This window comes from Candidatus Eisenbacteria bacterium, assembly GCA_016930695.1.
Classification (GTDB): Bacteria; Orphanbacterota; Orphanbacteria; order Orphanbacterales; family Orphanbacteraceae; genus JAFGGD01.
Window position 1 is genome coordinate 76,257 of sequence record JAFGGD010000012.1, and the last position, 16,424, is coordinate 92,680.

General features: G+C 67.8%; 10 protein-coding genes. 6 read left to right on the top strand and 4 right to left on the bottom strand.

Going from position 1 to position 16,424, the window contains the following annotated elements:
• Positions 1-5: 5 nt before the first annotated feature.
• Both JW958_01905 and aceE read left to right on the top strand, forming a co-directional pair.
• Positions 6-1,079, top strand: coding sequence for an NAD-dependent epimerase/dehydratase family protein (locus JW958_01905; GenBank protein ID MBN1824989.1), 1,074 nt, complete (start codon positions 6-8; stop codon positions 1,077-1,079).
• A 146-nt stretch (positions 1,080-1,225) separates the two neighbouring features.
• Complete coding sequence (gene aceE, locus JW958_01910; GenBank protein ID MBN1824990.1) at positions 1,226-3,904, top strand: pyruvate dehydrogenase (acetyl-transferring), homodimeric type; 2,679 nt, start codon at positions 1,226-1,228, stop codon at positions 3,902-3,904.
• A gap of 71 nt (positions 3,905-3,975) precedes the next feature.
• On the opposite strand, the gene JW958_01915 is transcribed toward aceE, so the two are convergent.
• Complete coding sequence (locus tag JW958_01915; GenBank protein ID MBN1824991.1) at positions 3,976-6,609, bottom strand: AAA family ATPase; 2,634 nt, start codon at positions 6,607-6,609, stop codon at positions 3,976-3,978.
• A gap of 211 nt (positions 6,610-6,820) precedes the next feature.
• Here JW958_01915 and JW958_01920 point away from each other — a divergent pair, with 211 nt between their 5' ends.
• The gene (locus JW958_01920) at positions 6,821-7,339 is read left to right on the top strand and encodes a YIP1 family protein (protein ID MBN1824992.1); all 519 of its coding nucleotides are present in this window, start codon (positions 6,821-6,823) and stop codon (positions 7,337-7,339) included.
• Positions 7,340-7,362: 23 nt separating this feature from the next.
• On the opposite strand, the gene JW958_01925 is transcribed toward JW958_01920, so the two are convergent.
• Together JW958_01925 and JW958_01930 are read right to left on the bottom strand one after the other, a co-directional pair.
• Complete coding sequence (locus JW958_01925; GenBank protein ID MBN1824993.1) at positions 7,363-8,574, bottom strand: ABC transporter permease; 1,212 nt, start codon at positions 8,572-8,574, stop codon at positions 7,363-7,365.
• Positions 8,571-9,881, bottom strand: coding sequence for an efflux RND transporter periplasmic adaptor subunit (locus JW958_01930; protein ID MBN1824994.1), 1,311 nt, complete (start codon positions 9,879-9,881; stop codon positions 8,571-8,573). The genes JW958_01925 and JW958_01930 overlap by 4 nt, the downstream gene beginning before the upstream one ends.
• 101 nt (positions 9,882-9,982) lie before the next feature.
• On the opposite strand from JW958_01930, the gene ggt reads away from it, so the two are divergent.
• From ggt to JW958_01945, 3 genes are all read left to right on the top strand, one after another.
• Complete coding sequence (gene ggt, locus JW958_01935; protein ID MBN1824995.1) at positions 9,983-11,701, top strand: gamma-glutamyltransferase; 1,719 nt, start codon at positions 9,983-9,985, stop codon at positions 11,699-11,701.
• 293 nt (positions 11,702-11,994) lie between these two features.
• On the top strand, positions 11,995-14,079 hold the full coding sequence (locus JW958_01940) for an elongation factor G (protein MBN1824996.1): 2,085 nt from the start codon (positions 11,995-11,997) through the stop codon (positions 14,077-14,079).
• The gene (locus tag JW958_01945) at positions 14,079-14,783 is read left to right on the top strand and encodes a hypothetical protein (GenBank protein MBN1824997.1); all 705 of its coding nucleotides are present in this window, start codon (positions 14,079-14,081) and stop codon (positions 14,781-14,783) included. The genes JW958_01940 and JW958_01945 overlap by 1 nt, the downstream gene beginning before the upstream one ends.
• A 62-nt stretch (positions 14,784-14,845) precedes the next feature.
• Here the strand turns inward: JW958_01945 and JW958_01950 are convergent, their stop codons facing one another.
• Positions 14,846-16,351 carry a carboxypeptidase M32 gene (locus JW958_01950; protein MBN1824998.1) on the bottom strand — a complete coding sequence of 502 codons (1,506 nt, stop codon included), beginning with the start codon at positions 16,349-16,351 and terminating at the stop codon, positions 14,846-14,848.
• Between the last annotated feature and the right edge of the window lie 73 nt (positions 16,352-16,424).

Here is a 16,424-nt window from a genome sequence, read left to right on the forward strand (position 1 = left end):
GAAAGATGGCTCCCATCCTGGTGACCGGCGCGACCGGCACGATCGGGACGCACCTCACGGCGCTCCTGAACCGGGAAGGGATCGAGCCGCGCGTCCTTCTCCGCCGCCCCTGTCCGCCCGAGGCGTGGGGGGATCTGCGCGTCCGGCCCGTGCCGGGCGACCTCGCCGACCGGAGCGAAGCGGGGGCGGAGCGGCTCCAGCGGGCGATGGAGGGGGCGCGGACGGTTTACCATCTCGCCGCGCCGGTCCGCATCTCCGGCGGCGACGCGGCGGAGCAGTGGGAGACGAACCGGGACGGAACGGCGAGACTCTACGCCGCCGCCGCCCGCGCCGGCGCCGCGCTTTTCCTTCACGTCAGTACCATCGGCGCCGTGGGCGCGTCGGAGGACGGCGAAGCGGTGAACGAGGACTCCCCCTGGAACCTGGGCGCCGCCCGAAACCCCTACTTCGACTCCAAAAGAGCCGCGGAGGAATATCTCCTCGCGCCTCCCGGAACCCCTTCCCCCGCCGGACTGCCGCCGCGCCCCGCCGGCCCGCCCGTCGTCGTGGTGAACCCTTCGGTGGTGCTCGGCTCCCGCGCATCGGTCCGAAAAAGGGCGCGCCTCCTCTCCCGCGGCGAACCGCCCCCTCTCCGCGCCGTGGAACGTCTTCCCCGTTGGACGGTACTCCTCCGCCTCCCCCTTCCGGCGCCGCCCGTCACGCTGAACCTGGTCGGCGCGGAAGACGTGGCCCGGGGGATTCTCCTCGCCTCCGCGCGCGGCCTCCCGGGAAGGCGCTATCTTCTGACCGGCGCGGACGTGGACTGGGCGACGGCGCTCCGCCTTCTCCGGCCGTGGGTGCGGACCGCCCCTCCCCTTCCGCCGATCCCCCGCCCCCTCTTCTCCCTCTTCTACCGCCTCTTCGCGCCGGCGGCGCTCCTCGCCGGCCGCTCCCCCGATCGGATGCGAACCCGCGCCCGGCTCGCCCGCTATCGCTGGATCTACTCCTCCGAGAGGGCACGCCGTGAACTGGGATGGACGGCCGCGCCGATCGAGGAGACGCTCCGCGCGGTTCTGGGGCCCGAGCGCGCGCGCTCCTGAGTCCGGTTCGGCGTGGGAAAACGCCGCGCCTGTTGCCCGGCCGCCGCCGCTCCCCTATGCTGATCGAAGCGGCGGGCGCCGAGCCGGTCCCGCCTGCGATCGCGAAAACCAACGAGGGCGAGCCGCCCTCTCCCGGGGGGAATCCGATGGAACCGCGTTCCTGCGTGCCGCAGCTCTTCGATCTCGATCCTCTGGAGACCGCCGAGTGGGTGGAGGCTCTGGACGGCGTCCTCCGCCGCGACGGACCGGAGAGGGCCCGCTTTCTCCTACGCCGCGTTCTCTGCCGCGCCGAGATGGACAAGCTCGGAATGGAGCTGATCCAGACCCCCTACATGAACACGATCCCGCCGGAGGAGGAGCCGGAGTTTCCCGGCGACGAATGGATGGAGAAGAGGATCCGGCGGATCGTCCGTTGGAACGCGATGGCGATGGTGAGCCGGGCCAACAGCCGCTTCCCCGGGATCGGCGGGCACATCTCCACCTACGCGAGCGCCGCCTCTCTCTACGAGGTCGGCTTCAACCATTTCTTCCGGGCGAGGACGGAGGAGCGCTCCGGCGACCACGTCTTCTTCCAGGGACACGCCGCGCCGGGGATTTACTCCCGCGCCTTTCTGGAGGGACGCCTGAGCGAGGAGTCGCTCGACCATTTCCGCCGCGAAACGGAGGAGGGGGGCCTTCCCTCCTACTGCCACCCGCGCCGCCTTCCCGACTTCTGGGAGTTCCCCACCGTCAGCATGGGGCTCGGTCCGTTGAACGCCATCTACCAGGCGCGCTTCAACCGTTACCTGATGAACCGCGGCCTCCGGGACACGGCGGAGAGCCGGGTATGGTGTTTCGTCGGCGACGGCGAGACCGACGAACCGGAGTCGCTCGGCTCGCTCCACCTCGCGGCGAACGAGGAGTTGGACAACCTGATCTTCGTGGTGAACTGCAACCTGCAGAGGCTCGACGGCCCGGTCCGCGGCAACGGCAAGATCATCCAGGAGCTGGAAGCGGTCTTCCGCGGCTCCGGCTGGCGGGTGATCAAGGTGGTGCTCGGCCGCGAATGGGACGAGCTTCTCAAGAAGGACGAGACCGGCGCGCTTCTGCACCGCCTGAACACGACGGTGGACGGCTGGTTCCAGCGCTACAGCGTGGAGGGTCCCGCCTTCGTGCGGGAGCACTTCTTCGGCGGCGACGAGCGGCTCGCCGCGATGGCCCGGGATCTGACGGACGAGCAGATCTGGCATCTCCGCCGGGGCGGCCACGACTATCGGAAGGTTTACGCCGCCTTCGCCCGCGCCGCCGAGCCGACGGGCCGGCCGACGGCGATTCTGGTCAAGACCGTCAAGGGATGGGCGCTCGGCGAGGGGTTCGAGGGGAAGAACGTCACCCACCAGCTGAAGAAGCTGAACGTGGAACAGCTCCGCGCCTTCCGCGACAAGCTGGAGCTGCCGATTCCGGACGATGAATTGGAGAAGACGCCCCCCTACTACCATCCGGGCGAGGAGAGCGAGGAGGTGCGCTATTTGAAGGAGAGGCGCCGCGCGCTGGGCGGTTCCCTGCCGGCGCGCCGCATTTCTTCCGAGGCGCTTCCGGCGCCGGAGGAGAAGCTCTTCGCCGAGTTCGGCGCGGGCACGCCGGAGGGGCAGGAGGTCTCCACCACCATGGCCTTCGCCCGGATCCTCCGCGCGCTCGTGCGGGACGAGAAGATCGGTAAGAGGATCGTGCCGATCGTGCCGGACGAGGCGCGCACCTTCGGTTTGGACGCCCTCTTCAAGGAGGTGGGGATCTACGCGCAGAAGGGGCAGCTCTACGAGCCGGTGGACCACAACCTCCTCCTCCGTTACCGCGAGGAAAAGAACGGGCAGATCCTCGAGGAGGGGATCACCGAGGCGGGAGCGATGGGGTCCTTCACGGCCGCCGGCACGAGCTACGCCACACACGGCCTCCCGATGATCCCCTTCTACGTCTTCTACTCCATGTTCGGCTTCCAGAGGACCGGCGATCTGATCTGGTCCTTCGGCGACCAGAAGGGGCGCGGCTTTCTCCTCGGCGCCACCGCCGGGCGGACCACCCTCGCCGGCGAGGGGCTGCAGCACAACGACGGCCACAGCCACCTGACGGCGTCGACGATCCCCAACATCCGCGCCTACGACCCCGCCTTCGCCTACGAGCTGGCGGCGATCGTCCGCGAGGGGATCGCGGCGATGGCGGAACGCGAGGAGGACTGCTTCTACTACATTACCCTTTACAACGAAAATTATCGAATGCCGCCGATGCCGGAAGGGGCGGAGCGGGGGATCGTGGAGGGGATCCACCCGGTCCGGGCGACGGAGAAGCGCGGCGGCCCGGAGGCGCGTCTCGTGGCGAGCGGGGCGATCCTTCGGGAGGCGCTCGCCGCGGCGGAGATTTTGGAGGAACGCTACGGCGTTTCGGCTCGCGTGTGGAGCGCCACGAGCTGGCAGAGGCTCCGCGCCGACGCCCTCGCCGTGGAGCGTCGCAACCTGCTCCGGCCGGAGAAGGAGGAGGAGAAGCCTCTGGTGACCCGCGCCCTCGAGGAAGGGGCGGGGCCGATCGTGGCCGTCTCGGACTGGGTGCGCGCGGTGCCGGAAATGATCGCCCGCTGGGCGCCCGGGCCCTTCCGCGCGCTCGGCACCGACGGGTACGGGCTGAGCGGCACCCGGGAAGGACTCCGCCGCCACTTCGAGGTGGACGCGGCGCACATCGCCTGCGCGGCCCTCGCCGCCCTCGCCCGGGAGGGAACCTTCGACGCCGCGGCGGCGGCCCGGGCGCGGGAGGAGTTGGGAATCGATCCGGATCGCCCCGATCCGATCGGTTTCTGACGGAAAAGAGCGCGTGTTAAAAGGGTCCCGGCGAGAGAACGCCGGGACCTTTTCTTTCGGCGGTGAACCGTTTACTTCTTCTTGCGCGCCCCCCGGCGGCGGACCGGCGCGGAACCCTTCTCCAGCTCCCGCAACCTCTCCTGGATACGGGCGTAGAGGGTCCCCTTGGGCCACTCCCCCTTTTCGTTCGGCTCGCCCGCCTCCGCGCCGGTAAGAAGCCCGATCCCCTGCTCGATCCGGGAGATCGGATAGATGTGGAAACTCCCCTTCTCCACGGCGCGGCGCACCTCTTCCCGCAGCATCAGATCCGGCACGTTCGACTCGGGGATCAGAACCCCCTGTTCGCCGGTGAGGCCCCTCTCGTTGCAGAGCGCGAAGAACCCCTCCACCTTTTCGTTGATCCCGCCCACCGCCTGGACGTCCCCCTTCTGATTCACCGAGCCGGAAACGGCCAGGTCCTGCCGGATCGGAACGCCGGCGATCGCCGAGAGAATCGCGTACAGCTCGGTGGAGGAGGCGCTGTCGCCGTCCACGCCTCCATAGGACTGCTCGAAGCAGATGCTCGCCGTAAGGCCGAGAGACGATTTACGAGCGAAGTTCTCGCGCAGGTAGCCGGTCAGGATCAGCACCCCCTTGTCGTGGGTGTTCCCGGAGAGCTTCGCCTCCCTCTCCACGTTGACGATCCCCGCCTTCCCCACGCCGACGGCGGCGGTGATCCGCGAGGGGATTCCGAAGCGGTGTTCGCCGTAGGCGAGCACGGCCAGACCGTTCACCTGGCCGACGCGGGAACCGCCGGTGTCGATCAGCACCAGCCCCTCCCGGTACCGGTCGCGCACCTTCTCCTCCACGAGATCGATCCGGTCCCGGCGGCCCCGGAGCGCCCTCTCCACCGCCTCGCCGCTCACCCGCTTCCGGCCGCTCTGCTCCGCCCAGAAACTCGATTCGCGGATCACGTCGGCGATCTCGCCGAAGTGGCTGGTGACCCGCTCCCGCCCTCCCGCGGCGCGCACGCCGTGCTCGATGAGGCGGGCGACCGCCTCGGGACGGAAAGGCCGCAGCCCCTCCCGGTCGCACATGCGCGCCACGAAGGAGGCGTACTTCTGCACCGCCTCCTCGTTCAGCCGGATCTCCTGGTCGAAGTCGGCCCGGACCTTGAAGATCTTGCGGAAGTCCTCGTCGTACTGGTGGAGTAGAAAATAAAGATAGGGCGGTCCGATCAGGATCACCGTCGTCTCCAGCCGGATCGGCTCCGGCTTGAGGCTCACCGTGGAGAGCTGGAAGAGTCCCTCGATCCCCTGGATCACCAGCTCGCGGTGCATCAGCACGCGCTTGAGCGTCTTCCACAGCCCGGGCTCGGAAAGGGCGTCCACCGCGTTCAGCACCAGGAAGCCGCCGTCCGCCTGCAGAATCGAGCCGGCCTTGATCTTGGTGAAATCGGTCACGGTCTGGCCGATGTGGGTCACGGTTCTCTCGATCGTCCCGAACACGTTGTTGTAGGTCGGGTTGGTCTCCTTGACGATGGAGCACGTGTCGGTGCCCGAGTTGTCCAGGATGACGTTCACGCGGTACGGGAGATAGGGATCCCCGGGGTTGCCGGCGCCGAGGGGGCGCGGCTCCTTCTCCTGGTTGTGGATCGCCTTCAGTTCCGTCAAGTGAGTCAGAATGTGCTCGGTCAGGTCCGCCAGATAGGCGCACACTTTCTCGTTGTCGGCGAACTCCTCCTGGATGTCGGCGATGATGTCGCCGATCAGATCGGACACGGCGCGGCGCTCGAGGCGCTCGAGACGCTCCGCCAACTCCGCGTTCAGCCGCCGGGAGGTCTTCATCACCTCCCGCATCCGCTTCCGGAAACCGGCTTCCTTCGTCTTCATCGCCTCCAGGTCGACCTCGCCGGGAAGTTCGATCTGCCCCGTCTCCACCAGGATGGCCAGCTGCTCCACCGAAAAGGCCTTGTCGCCGACGGGGATCATGATCTCCGGGCGCGACATCGCCCCCATCCGGATCTGGCTCAGAATGAAGCCGTTCTTCTTGAGTTCCTCCTCGAAGGAAACGAAGAGCCCCTTCTGTTTCTTGATGTACGCCTCGGCGAGGGTCTCCCGCTGTTCCGCGAAAGTTCCCCCCTCGAGGGTGGCGGGGAGTTCCTTCCTGAGCACGCGAACCAGATCGTCCATCCGGCGGTGGAAACGGATCCCCCCTCCCTTCGGGAAAACGAGGAGCAGGGGCTGATACGAATTCTTGAAGTTATAGACATAGGCGAAATCGCGGGGGGCGCGGCAACGGGAGCGCGCCTGGTCCAGGATTCGGGTGACGGTGGTCATCTTGCCCGTGCCGGATTGGCCGCTCACGTAGATGTTGTACCCGGGCGAGCGGAGGCTTACCCCCAACTCGATGGCCCGCACGGCTCGGTCCTGGCCGACGGTCTCTCCGAGAGGCCGGATCGTGGAAGTGTCCTTGAAACGAAAACAATCCGGGTCGCACCGCCAGCAGAGACGGTCCGGGGAGAGCGCCGTGTGGGCGGGCGCCGGTTTCAGACCGTCCTTCCGCGCGGCGCGCTTCCGGGCGGGCTTCTTCGCCCCGCTCCGGCCGGTCCCCGCGCGAGCGCCTTTCTTCTTCCCCGTTTTTTTCTTCACGGTCTTCGCCGCGGTTTTTTTCGTGGTCCTCTTTCCTGTTCCCTTCTTCGCCGTCTTTTTCTTCGCCGTCGCCATCGGTCCCTCGCCTCGATCGGTTGATTGCCGCCCCCGCTCCGTTGGAGCGTTACGCCCTTTCGACTAAACTACCGCGGCCGCGCCTCTTCGTCCACCGGAACCGGAAGGGTGGGCGGACGCCGCGGGGGCGGATTGACAACGCGGCGCTCGATCGTTTACGGTCCGGACGACGCGGGGATCGATTCCGGCTCGCCTCGTGGAGGAAAGGTTCATGTCCCAGTTTACCGATCGCCTGATCCGCGCGGCCCGGCTCGACGCGACGCTGTTCGAGGAAGTGGAGGCGGACGAGGAATCCCTCGGCCAGGCGATCGCCGCGGTCCTTCTCTTCGGTCTCGCCGGCGGCGTGGGGACCCTCTCCCTCGCCGGGCTTCGGGGTCTATTCGCCGGCGCCGTCCTCGCCCTCGCCGGCTGGTTCCTCTGGGCGAACCTGGTCTACTGGATCGGCACGCGCCTCCTCCCGGAACGCCAGACCGACGCCGACCTCGGTCAACTCCTTCGAACCATCGGTTTCTCCAGCGCGCCGGGGATCCTCCTCGCCCTCGGCGTGATTCCGCCGATCCGCTTCGTCGTCTACGCGGTGGGGCTCCTCTGGATGCTCGCGGCGATGGTGGTCGCGGTGCGGCAGGCGCTCGACTACACGAGCACCCGGCGGGCGTTGGAGGTGTGCCTGATCGGCTGGCTGGTGCTCCCCCTCCTCCTCAGCGTTCCTTTCATCATGTTGGGACGGTAGAAAGAAGAGGCGCGGGTCGGCGGCTACTCGTGCCGGAGAGCGGCGATGGGGTCCATCGCGGCGGCGCGGCGCGCGGGGTAGATCCCGAAGAAGAGGCCCACGCCGGTGCTGAAGAGGATCGCGAGGAGAACCGCCCGCGGCGAGAGGACCGTGTTCCAGTCGGCGAAGCGGGAGAGAATGACCGCGCCCCCCGAGCCGACCAAAATCCCGAGCAGGCCGCCGAGCACGCAAATCGCCACCGCTTCCACCAGGAACTGGCTCAGAATGTCTCGGCGCCGGGCGCCGATCGCCTTGCGGACGCCGATCTCCGAGGTCCTCTCGGTGACCGAAACGAGCATGATGTTCATGATGCCGATCCCGCCCACCAGAAGACTGACCGCGGCGATTCCCGCCACCAGGAAGGTAAAGGTCTGGGTGGTCTCCTCGAGGGTGCCGATCAGTTCGGTCCGGCTGAAGACGGAGAAGTCGTTCTCCGCCTCCGGCCGGAGCCGGTGTTCGCGGCGAAGCGTCCTCTCGATCTCGAGCATGGCGATTTCCATGTCCGCGTCGGGGGCGAGCCGGACGCCGATCCGGCGGACCAGATCGGTGCCGAAGACCCGGTACTGGCCCGTGGAGAGAGGAACGATCACCTGCTCGTCCTCGTTGGACCAACCCTGAGCCCCCTTCTCCTCCAGCACGCCGATCACGTCGAACGAGATACCGCGAATCCGGATCTGCGCGCCGAGGAGACGCGCCGCCGGCACGCCGAGCGTGGTCGGGATCGCCGAGCCGATCACCGCCACCCGCCGCCTCGCCTGCAGGTCGGAGGGGTCGAAAAACTTTCCGGATTGTATTTTGAAGTTGTTTACCCGGGCGAAGTTGGCGGTCGTCGCGGTCACGGTGACGTTGGCGTTCCGGTTGCCGTACTCCACCTGCAGCGAGCCGGTGATCTCGGGAACCGTCTCCAGGACGGCGGCGGAGGATCGCTCCAGCGCGGGGGCGTCGTCCACGGTCAGGTTCGCCCCCCCCCGTCCGACGCCGTGACGGCGGAACTGGCCGGGATAGACGGTGAGCAGGTCGGTTCCCATCGCCTCGATCCGTTCCTGCACCGCCCGCTGCGCCCCCTCGCCGAGGGCGACGGTGGTGATCACCGCCGACACGCCGATGATGATGCCGAGCGTGGTGAGCAGCGACCGCATGAAATTGCGCCGCAGCTCCTGAACGGCGACGCGAATCGTTTCGGCATGAATGATCATTGGCTCTTGCTCTTGTCCTTCTTCATCCCCGGCATTCCTCCCCAACGCTCCGCCCGCTCCTTCATCTGCTCCTGCTGCCGGAGAAGGCCGGTGGAGAGTGTGACCACCACCCTATCCCCCTCCTCGAGACCGGAGAGGACCTCCGTTTCGTTCCAATTGCGGAGCCCCAATTCCACCCGGATGAGGCGGAAGCGCGCCGCGGCCGACCCGGCGTCGGAGGCGCTGCTGTCGCCGGAATCGACCGGCTTGAAGACGATCCCGACGGAACGTCCCGATTGCCGCTCCTCGCTCCGGAGCGCCGCCTCGGCGACGTCCGAATCCATTCCGAGGGCGCCGGCCACGTAAATCGCGTCCTTCTCGGAGCGGATCGCCTCGTTGGGGACGGTGAGCACGTTTTCGCGGCGATCGATCCGAACCTCCACGTCGGCGTTCATGCCGGGAAGAAGGAGCCCGTCTTCGTTCGGGATGCGCACCAAGACGGGAAACGTGGTCACGTTCTGTTCGATCACCGCCTGAGGCTCCACCTTGATCACCCGGCCGAGAAAACGCCGTCGCGGGTAGGCGTCGACGGTCACCTCCGCCTCCTGACCGGCCTGGATCAATCCGATGTCCGTCTCGTCCACCAGGGTCCGGATCTGCACCTCCGTGAGATCCGCCATGGTGAGAAGGAGCGTGCCGTCGCTCACCTGCGTGGTGGCGCTGCTGATGATCTGCCCCTCCTCGACCTCCTTGGTGATCACCCGGCCGGTGATGGGCGCGCGCACCGTGGCGTCGGCGAAACGCTCCTTGGCGAGATCGAGCACATTCTCCGCCTTCACGAGCTGGGTTCGCGCCTGGGCGTGCTCCAGCACCACGTTTTCGTGCTCCTCCTCCGATTGCAGGCCCGCCTCGCTCAGCTGACTGGAGCGGGTGAGACGGGCCTCCGCCACCCGGAGCCGCACCCGCGCCTCCTCCACGTCCGCCTCGGCCTGGGCGAGGGAACTCCTCACTTCGTCCCGGTCCAGGTCGACCAGAATCGCGCCGCGTTCCACCCGGTCGCCGCTCTCGACGGGCATCCGGAGGATTTCGCCGGACGCTTTCGACTTGACCTCCACGACCCGGACCGGTTCGATGGAGCCGGACGCCGAGGCGGTGACGATCAGTTCCCCCCGCGTCACCGGCACGAGTTGGTAACCGGCGATCGAATCGGAGGAGGCGCGATCGGAGCAGCCGGTCGGCGCCAACAGAAACAACAGGAAAAGGAGAGGGGCCGCCGCGGCGATCGCTCTCCGGGATGAGGCTCGGAAATCGGGGTGCGGGCGAATCATCGTTTCGGACTCCTTTCGCTGAAGAAAAACATAACAGGTTTCGCATCTTCGCGCGCAGGGAATGTAATTGCGCGGCGGCGGAGCACCGGAAGGGAGAGGGCATGGCGGGCAACCGGGGACGGTGGGCGGCAACCGTCCTTCTGGCGATCGGAATCACCGGAAGGGCGACGGCGGGGGATGTCTGGACCGGAGGCGTGGTCGCGGCGGACCACGAGACGGCGAGCCGGGCGGGCCTGGAAATGCTCGAGGCGGGCGGAAACGCGGTCGACGCGGCGGTGGCGACCGCCTTCTGCCTCGGCGTGGTCCGCCCCTATTCCTGCGGGATCGGCGGCGGCGGTTTCCTCCTCCTCCACCTGCGGGGGGACGCGGAGGGCCCGCGGGAGGTGGCGATCGATCACCGGGAGCGGGCGCCCGGCGCCTGCGGCCCGGACTATTACGAAGGGTTGGAACCGGAGGCGAGCCTATGGGGGGCTCACGCGGCCGCGGTCCCCGGAACGCCGGCGGGGCTTCTCCTGGCGCTGGAGCGCTACGGCGTCCTCGATCGGGCGGCGGCGCTCGCCCCGGCGATCCGCGCCGCCGAGGAGGGGTTCGAGGCGGACGCCCACTACGGGAAAAGCGCCGCCGAGGTGATCGCCTGGTTCGAGGAGAGGCCCGCCTGGAAGGAGCGTTTTCCCTTCGTGTGGAAACGATTTCTCCGCGAAGGAAAAGTGCGCGAGGGGGATCGGATCCGCCTTCCCGAACAGGCGGAGGCGCTCCGCTTGATCGCTCGGGACGGGGCGGCCGCATTCTACGACGGTCCGATCGCCGAGGCGATCGTCGCGGCGGTTCGCATGGGCGGCGGCGACCTCACCCGGGAGGACCTGCGCCGTTACGAACCGGTGGAGACGAAACCACTCGAGGGGAGCTTCCGCGGGCTCCGGGTGCTCGCCATGCCCCCGCCCTCCAGCGGCGGCACGGCGCTTCTGCAGACATTCGGGATCCTGGAGGCGCTCGAACGGAACCCGGCCGCGGAGAAGCCGGGATCGGCCGCCTATATCCACCTGGTCGCCGAGGCGGAGAAACACGCCTTCGCCGACCGAGCCGCCTGGATGGGAGACCCGGAGTTCGTGGACGTCCCTCTGGAGCGCCTCCTCGCGCCGGACTACCTGATCGCTCTCGCCGCGCGAATCGACGGCCGCTCCCACCCGCCGGGGGAGTACGGCACGCCGGCGCTCCTCCCCGAGGACGGGGGAACGAGCCACTACTGCGTCGTCGACCGGTGGGGAAACGCGGCGAGCGGCACCGAAACGATCAACCTGGAGTTCGGGTCGTTGATCGTCGTCGAGCCCTACGGTTTCTGTCTCAACAACGAGATGGACGACTTCCTCACCCGCCGGGGGGTGCCGAACGCCTACGGCCTTTATCACGACGATCGGAACCTGCCCGCGCCGGGGAAACGCCCCCTCTCCAGCATGTGTCCCACCATCCTCCTGGACGACGACGGGCCGGTCGCGCTGGCCGGGGCTTCCGGGGGGCCGCGCATCATCAGCGCCACGATCCAGGCGCTCCTGAACGTGGTCTTATTCGACATGGACGCGGAAAAGGCGGTTTCCCTCCCCCGTTTTCATCATCAGTGGATGCCGAACGACCTCTATCTGGAGCGGGGAATCGACAGCGGCGTCCAGCTGGATCTCTTCGGCAAGGGACACCACATGGAGCGGATGGAGGTGATCGGACAGGCGCAGCTGATCCGCCGCGCCGGCGACGGCTACGAGGCCGCCTCGGATCCGCGAAAGGGGGGAAAGCCCGCGGGGCGGAACGAGACGGCGGCGGCGGAATAGGATCCTCCGGCCCGCCGCCTCGGCGGGAGCCCCGGAGCCGACCGTCCCCCCCGCGCGCCGACCCCCGAGGGGCGAAAAACCCCAATCAAGTCTTGCGCGGAGAGGGCGAAAACAATTATACTACTAATTCGCCTCGGACCCGGTCCGATCGGCGGATCGATGAGAGGCGAACCATCTCGACGACGGCCCGGTCGCGCCCCCGGCACCCGCCGGGGGCGTTTCGCCTGCCCGCGAAAGGGGCGGTTCACGCCCGAACCAGCGGTCGGTAGAGCAGGACGCAAGGACGGAGAGTGATGAGCGGCGGAATCGAACGGATCCGGAACATCGGCATCAGCGCCCACATCGATTCGGGGAAGACCACGCTGACCGAGAGGATCCTTTACTACACGAAACGGATCCACGAGATACACGACGTGGACGGCAAAGACGGCGTCGGCGCCAAGATGGACTCGATGGACCTGGAGAGGGAGCGGGGGATCACCATCCAGTCCGCCTCCACGCAGGTGATGTGGGACGACCATCGGGTGAACATCATCGACACGCCGGGGCACGTGGACTTCACCATCGAGGTGGAGAGGGCGCTCCGGGTGCTGGACGGCGCCGTGCTGGTGCTCTGCGCCGTCGCCGGCGTGCAGTCCCAGTCGATCACGGTGGACCGCCAGATGAAGCGGTACGGCGTGCCGCGGATCGCCTTCATCAACAAGTGCGACCGCTCCGGCGCCGACCCCCGGCGCGTGACGCAGCAACTCCGAGACCGGCTGGGCCACAATGCGGTGCTCCTCCAGATCCCCATCGGGCTGGAGGCGGAGCACCGGGGCGTGGTCGATCTGATCGGTATGCGCGCGATCCTCTTCGAGGGACCCCGCGGGGACGAACTCCGCGTCGGCCCGATCCCGGAGGAGCTGCGCGCCGAAGCGGAGGCCGCCCGTGAGGAGATGCTGGACCGTCTCTCGCTCCACTCCGAGGAGCTGACCGAAGCGATCCTGGAGGACCGCGTCGACGAGGAGACGATCCACGCCGCGATCCGCGCCGCCACCCTCGATCTGCGGTTGACGCCGGTGCTGGTCGGGTCGGCCTACAAGAACAAGGGCGTGCAAACGCTTCTGGACGCGGTGGTGCGCTATCTCCCCTCGCCGGCGGACATCCGGAACGAGGCGTTCCTCCTGGACGATCCCCGCGAGCGGACGACTCTCGTCCCCGACGACGACGCGCCCGCCCTCGGCCTCGCCTTCAAGCTCGAAGACGGCCCGTACGGGCAGCTCACCTATCTGCGCGTTTACCAGGGGCGGATCGCCCGCGGCGATACGCTGATCAACAATCGAACCAACAGGCGGGTGCGGATCGGACGGCTCGTGCGAATGCACGCCGACGAGATGGAGGAAATCGACGGGGCGGGCCCCGGGGACATCGTCGCCCTCTTCGGGGTGGACTGCGCCTCCGGCGACACCTTCGCCGCCGACGGCTATCGGTACGGCCTCACCAGCATGCACGTCCCCGAACCGGTGATCGCCCTGTCGGTCCGGCCGAAGACGCGCGACGCCCAGGACCGCCTCTCCCGCGCGCTGGCCCGATTCTCGAAGGAGGATCCCACCTTCCGTACCCACGTGGATCACGAGAGCAGCGAGACGATCATCTCCGGCATGGGCGAGCTGCACCTGGAAGTGTACGTGGAGAGGCTCCGCCGCGAATACAACGCCGACGTGGAGACCGGACAGCCCCAAGTCGCCTATCGCGAGGCGATCACGCGCCGGGCCGGCTTCGACTACACGCACAAGAAGCAGACCGGAGGCGCCGGGCAATACGGCCGCGTGCAGGGGTACCTCGAGCCTTGCGCGGAGAGCGATTTCGCCTTCGTCAGCGAAGTGAAGGGGGGAAACATCCCCGTCGAATACATACCGTCCTGCGAGAAGGGCTTCCGGGCGGAGACGGCGGAGGGGCGGCTCGTCGGCTTCCCGGTGGTCGGCGTGCGCGTGGTGCTGGTGGACGGCGCATTCCACAACGTGGACTCGTCGGATCACGCCTTCCAAACCGCGGCGCGCCACGCTTTCCGCGAAGCGTACCTGCGCGCCCAACCGGTCCTCCTCGAACCGATCATGAACCTCTCGATCGAGGGGCCGACGGAGTTCCAGGGGGAAATGCTCCGAACCGTGATGCAGCGCCGCGGCGTGATCATCGGCACCGCCGACGAAAACGAGTTCGTGCGCGTCGACGGGGAGGTGCCCCTCTCGGAGATGTTCGGCTACGCCACCACGCTCCGTTCCGCCACGCAGGGGAAGGCGGAGTTCACCATGGAGTTCGCCCGTTACGCCCCGGTCCCGTGGGAGATCGCCAAGGATCGGATCGAGGAGATCCGCCGAAGGAAGGAAGGGAAGGGATAATGTATCGTAAGGAGGTGCATCAGCGGAGCCCGCTGCGCATTTTCGAGGGCTCCGCCCGCGGCGGCCTGGGGCGGGGAAACCTGGGCGCGGTCATCTCCCGAGCCGGCGTGGGCAAATCCGCCTTCCTCGTGAACGTGGCGTTGGACGAGCTGATGGCGGACCGCCGCGTGCTGCACGTGGCGGCGGGTTCGCCGTTGGATCGGGTCCGCAATTTTTACGACAAAACTTTTAACGAGCTTCTCCGCTCCGCCTGCGTGACCGACACCGCCTTCCTCCGTCTTTCCATGGAGAGAAACCGCCACATCCACTGCTTCGCCCCCGGCTCTTTCCGAACCGGGAGCCTCTACGACGAGGCGCTTTCCCTCCGGGACCACGCCGACTTCCGGCCCGACCTGATCATCCTGGACGACTTCCCCTTCGAGAGCGCCGTCGAGAGGGACATGGAGGACCTGCGTCGTCTCGCGACCGAGTTCCAAGCCGAGGCATGGCTCGCCGCCCTTTCGCACCGGCACGAGACGCCCCCCGACGGCGGCGTGCACGACCCGACGCAGGCCTTCGACGCCTACCTGAGCGTGAAGCTCTTCCTCGAGCCGGCGGGGGATCGGGTGAAACTCCGTGTGCTGAAGGACCACGAGAACCCGGACCCGGCGGCGCTCACCGTCGATCTGGACCCCTCCACCCTGCTGATCCGAAACGGGGATTGAGAAAAGGCACCTCCGGCCGAGGTGCCTTTTCCCGCTCGCGCCACGCCGAAAGCTCTCTCTGTCTACACTCCGTACAGCTCCCCGTACTTCCCGTTCAGGTATTCCATCAGATACCGCGCGTCGAGGGGCTCGCCTGTGACCGTTTCCACGAGACGTTCCGCGGAATAGGTCTGACCGCGGCCGTGAATCTCGCGGCGTTGCCACTCCCGCAGGGGCTCGAGATCCCCCGCCGCCATCCGTTCCTCCAGGTCCGGGATCGCCCGGCGGGCGGCGCGGAAAAACTGGGCGGCGTAGATGTTGCCCAGCGTGTAGGTCGGGAAATAGCCGATCGCTCCCATCGCCCAGTGGATGTCCTGCAGCGCGCCATGCGCGTCGTCCGGCGGGGTGATGCCCAGATACTCCTCCATCTTGGCGTTCCAGAGCCGGGGGAGTTCATCGACCGGCGCCCTCCCCTCCGTCATCGCCTTCTCCAGCTCGAAGCGGAGGATGATGTGGAGGTTGTAGGTCACCTCGTCCGCCTCGACGCGGATGCAGGAAGCCTCGACCCGGTTGATCCGCCGGTACCACTCCTCCGGGGACATCCCGGCGGTCCCTTCCGGGAAAGCCTTGCGAAGAAGCGGGAAGGCGTGGTCCCAGAAGGGGCGGCTCCGGCCGACCATGTTCTCCCAGGTTCGGGACTGGGACTCGTGAATGCCGAGGCTGACCGACTGGGCCCGGGGCGTCCCCTCGTGAGCCGGATCGAAGCCCTGCTCATAGAGACCATGCCCCCCCTCGTGGAGGACGCCGAAGATCGCCATCTCCGGCCGCCGCTCGTCGTAGCGGGTCGTGAGCCGGACGTCGTTCCCGTTGCCGGCGGTGAAGGGGTGGGCGCTGACGTCGAGCCGCCCCGCCTTGGAATCGAAGCGGATCAGGTCGAGCAGACTGCGGCAGAACGCCTCCTGCGCCGAAACGGGGAAAGGTTTCGACTCCGCCGGCGGCGAGGCGGCGGCGGCCGCGTCCAGAAGACGCCGCACGAAGGGGATGTACTCCTTCTTCAGGTTCTCGAATACGCGTTCGATTCCGGCGGCGGTGGCGCCCGGTTCGAACTCGTCGATCAGCGCGTCCAGGCGGGATTCCTTCCAGCCGACGGCGTCCGCCGTCTGGAGCTTCAGGTTCAAAATTTTCTTCAGCCAGGGGGAGAAGGCCGACCAGTCGTCTTCGGCGCGCGCCTTGACCCAGGCCTGTTGGGCGAGGGACTGGACGCGGGCGATCTCCCGCACGAGGTCGGCGGGAATCTTCCTCTCGCGCTCGTGAATCCGGCGGATCTCCCGCACGTTCACCCGGCCGTCCTCGTCCAGGCCGCCCCCTTCCGACTCGTCGAGTCCGGCGAGCGTCTCCGCCATCGCGTCGCCGGTCAGGCGGTCGTGCCGGACGCCGGCCAGCGTGGCGAGTTGGGAAGCCCTGGCGTCCGCTCCCTTCTCCGGCATGTAGGTCTGCTGGTCCCAGGAGAGGACCATGTCCGCCATGTCCAGGTCGTGAATTTCCCTCACGATCCCCAGAAAGGCACCGTATCGTTCCCGCAGGGTCATTGGATCTCCTCCGCATTCGAGGTTGTCGCGTTCGGACGCCCCGCCGGGGCGCCGGCGCCGTGAGCCGCGCTCT

Excerpts from the sequence above, each read along its gene's own strand:
- JW958_01950 (MBN1824998.1), bottom strand. The coding sequence starts at position 16,351 with ATGACCCTGCGGGAACGATACGGTGCCTTTCTGGGGATCGTGAGGGAA.
- ggt (MBN1824995.1), top strand. The coding sequence starts at position 9,983 with ATGGCGGGCAACCGGGGACGGTGGGCGGCAACCGTCCTTCTGGCGATC.
- JW958_01905 (MBN1824989.1), top strand. The coding sequence starts at position 6 with ATGGCTCCCATCCTGGTGACCGGCGCGACCGGCACGATCGGGACGCAC.
- JW958_01915 (MBN1824991.1), bottom strand. The coding sequence starts at position 6,609 with ATGGCGACGGCGAAGAAAAAGACGGCGAAGAAGGGAACAGGAAAGAGG.
- aceE (MBN1824990.1), top strand. The coding sequence starts at position 1,226 with ATGGAACCGCGTTCCTGCGTGCCGCAGCTCTTCGATCTCGATCCTCTG.
- JW958_01925 (MBN1824993.1), bottom strand. The coding sequence starts at position 8,574 with ATGATCATTCATGCCGAAACGATTCGCGTCGCCGTTCAGGAGCTGCGG.
- JW958_01920 (MBN1824992.1), top strand. The coding sequence starts at position 6,821 with ATGTCCCAGTTTACCGATCGCCTGATCCGCGCGGCCCGGCTCGACGCG.
- JW958_01930 (MBN1824994.1), bottom strand. The coding sequence starts at position 9,881 with ATGATTCGCCCGCACCCCGATTTCCGAGCCTCATCCCGGAGAGCGATC.
- JW958_01945 (MBN1824997.1), top strand. The coding sequence starts at position 14,079 with ATGTATCGTAAGGAGGTGCATCAGCGGAGCCCGCTGCGCATTTTCGAG.
- JW958_01940 (MBN1824996.1), top strand. The coding sequence starts at position 11,995 with ATGAGCGGCGGAATCGAACGGATCCGGAACATCGGCATCAGCGCCCAC.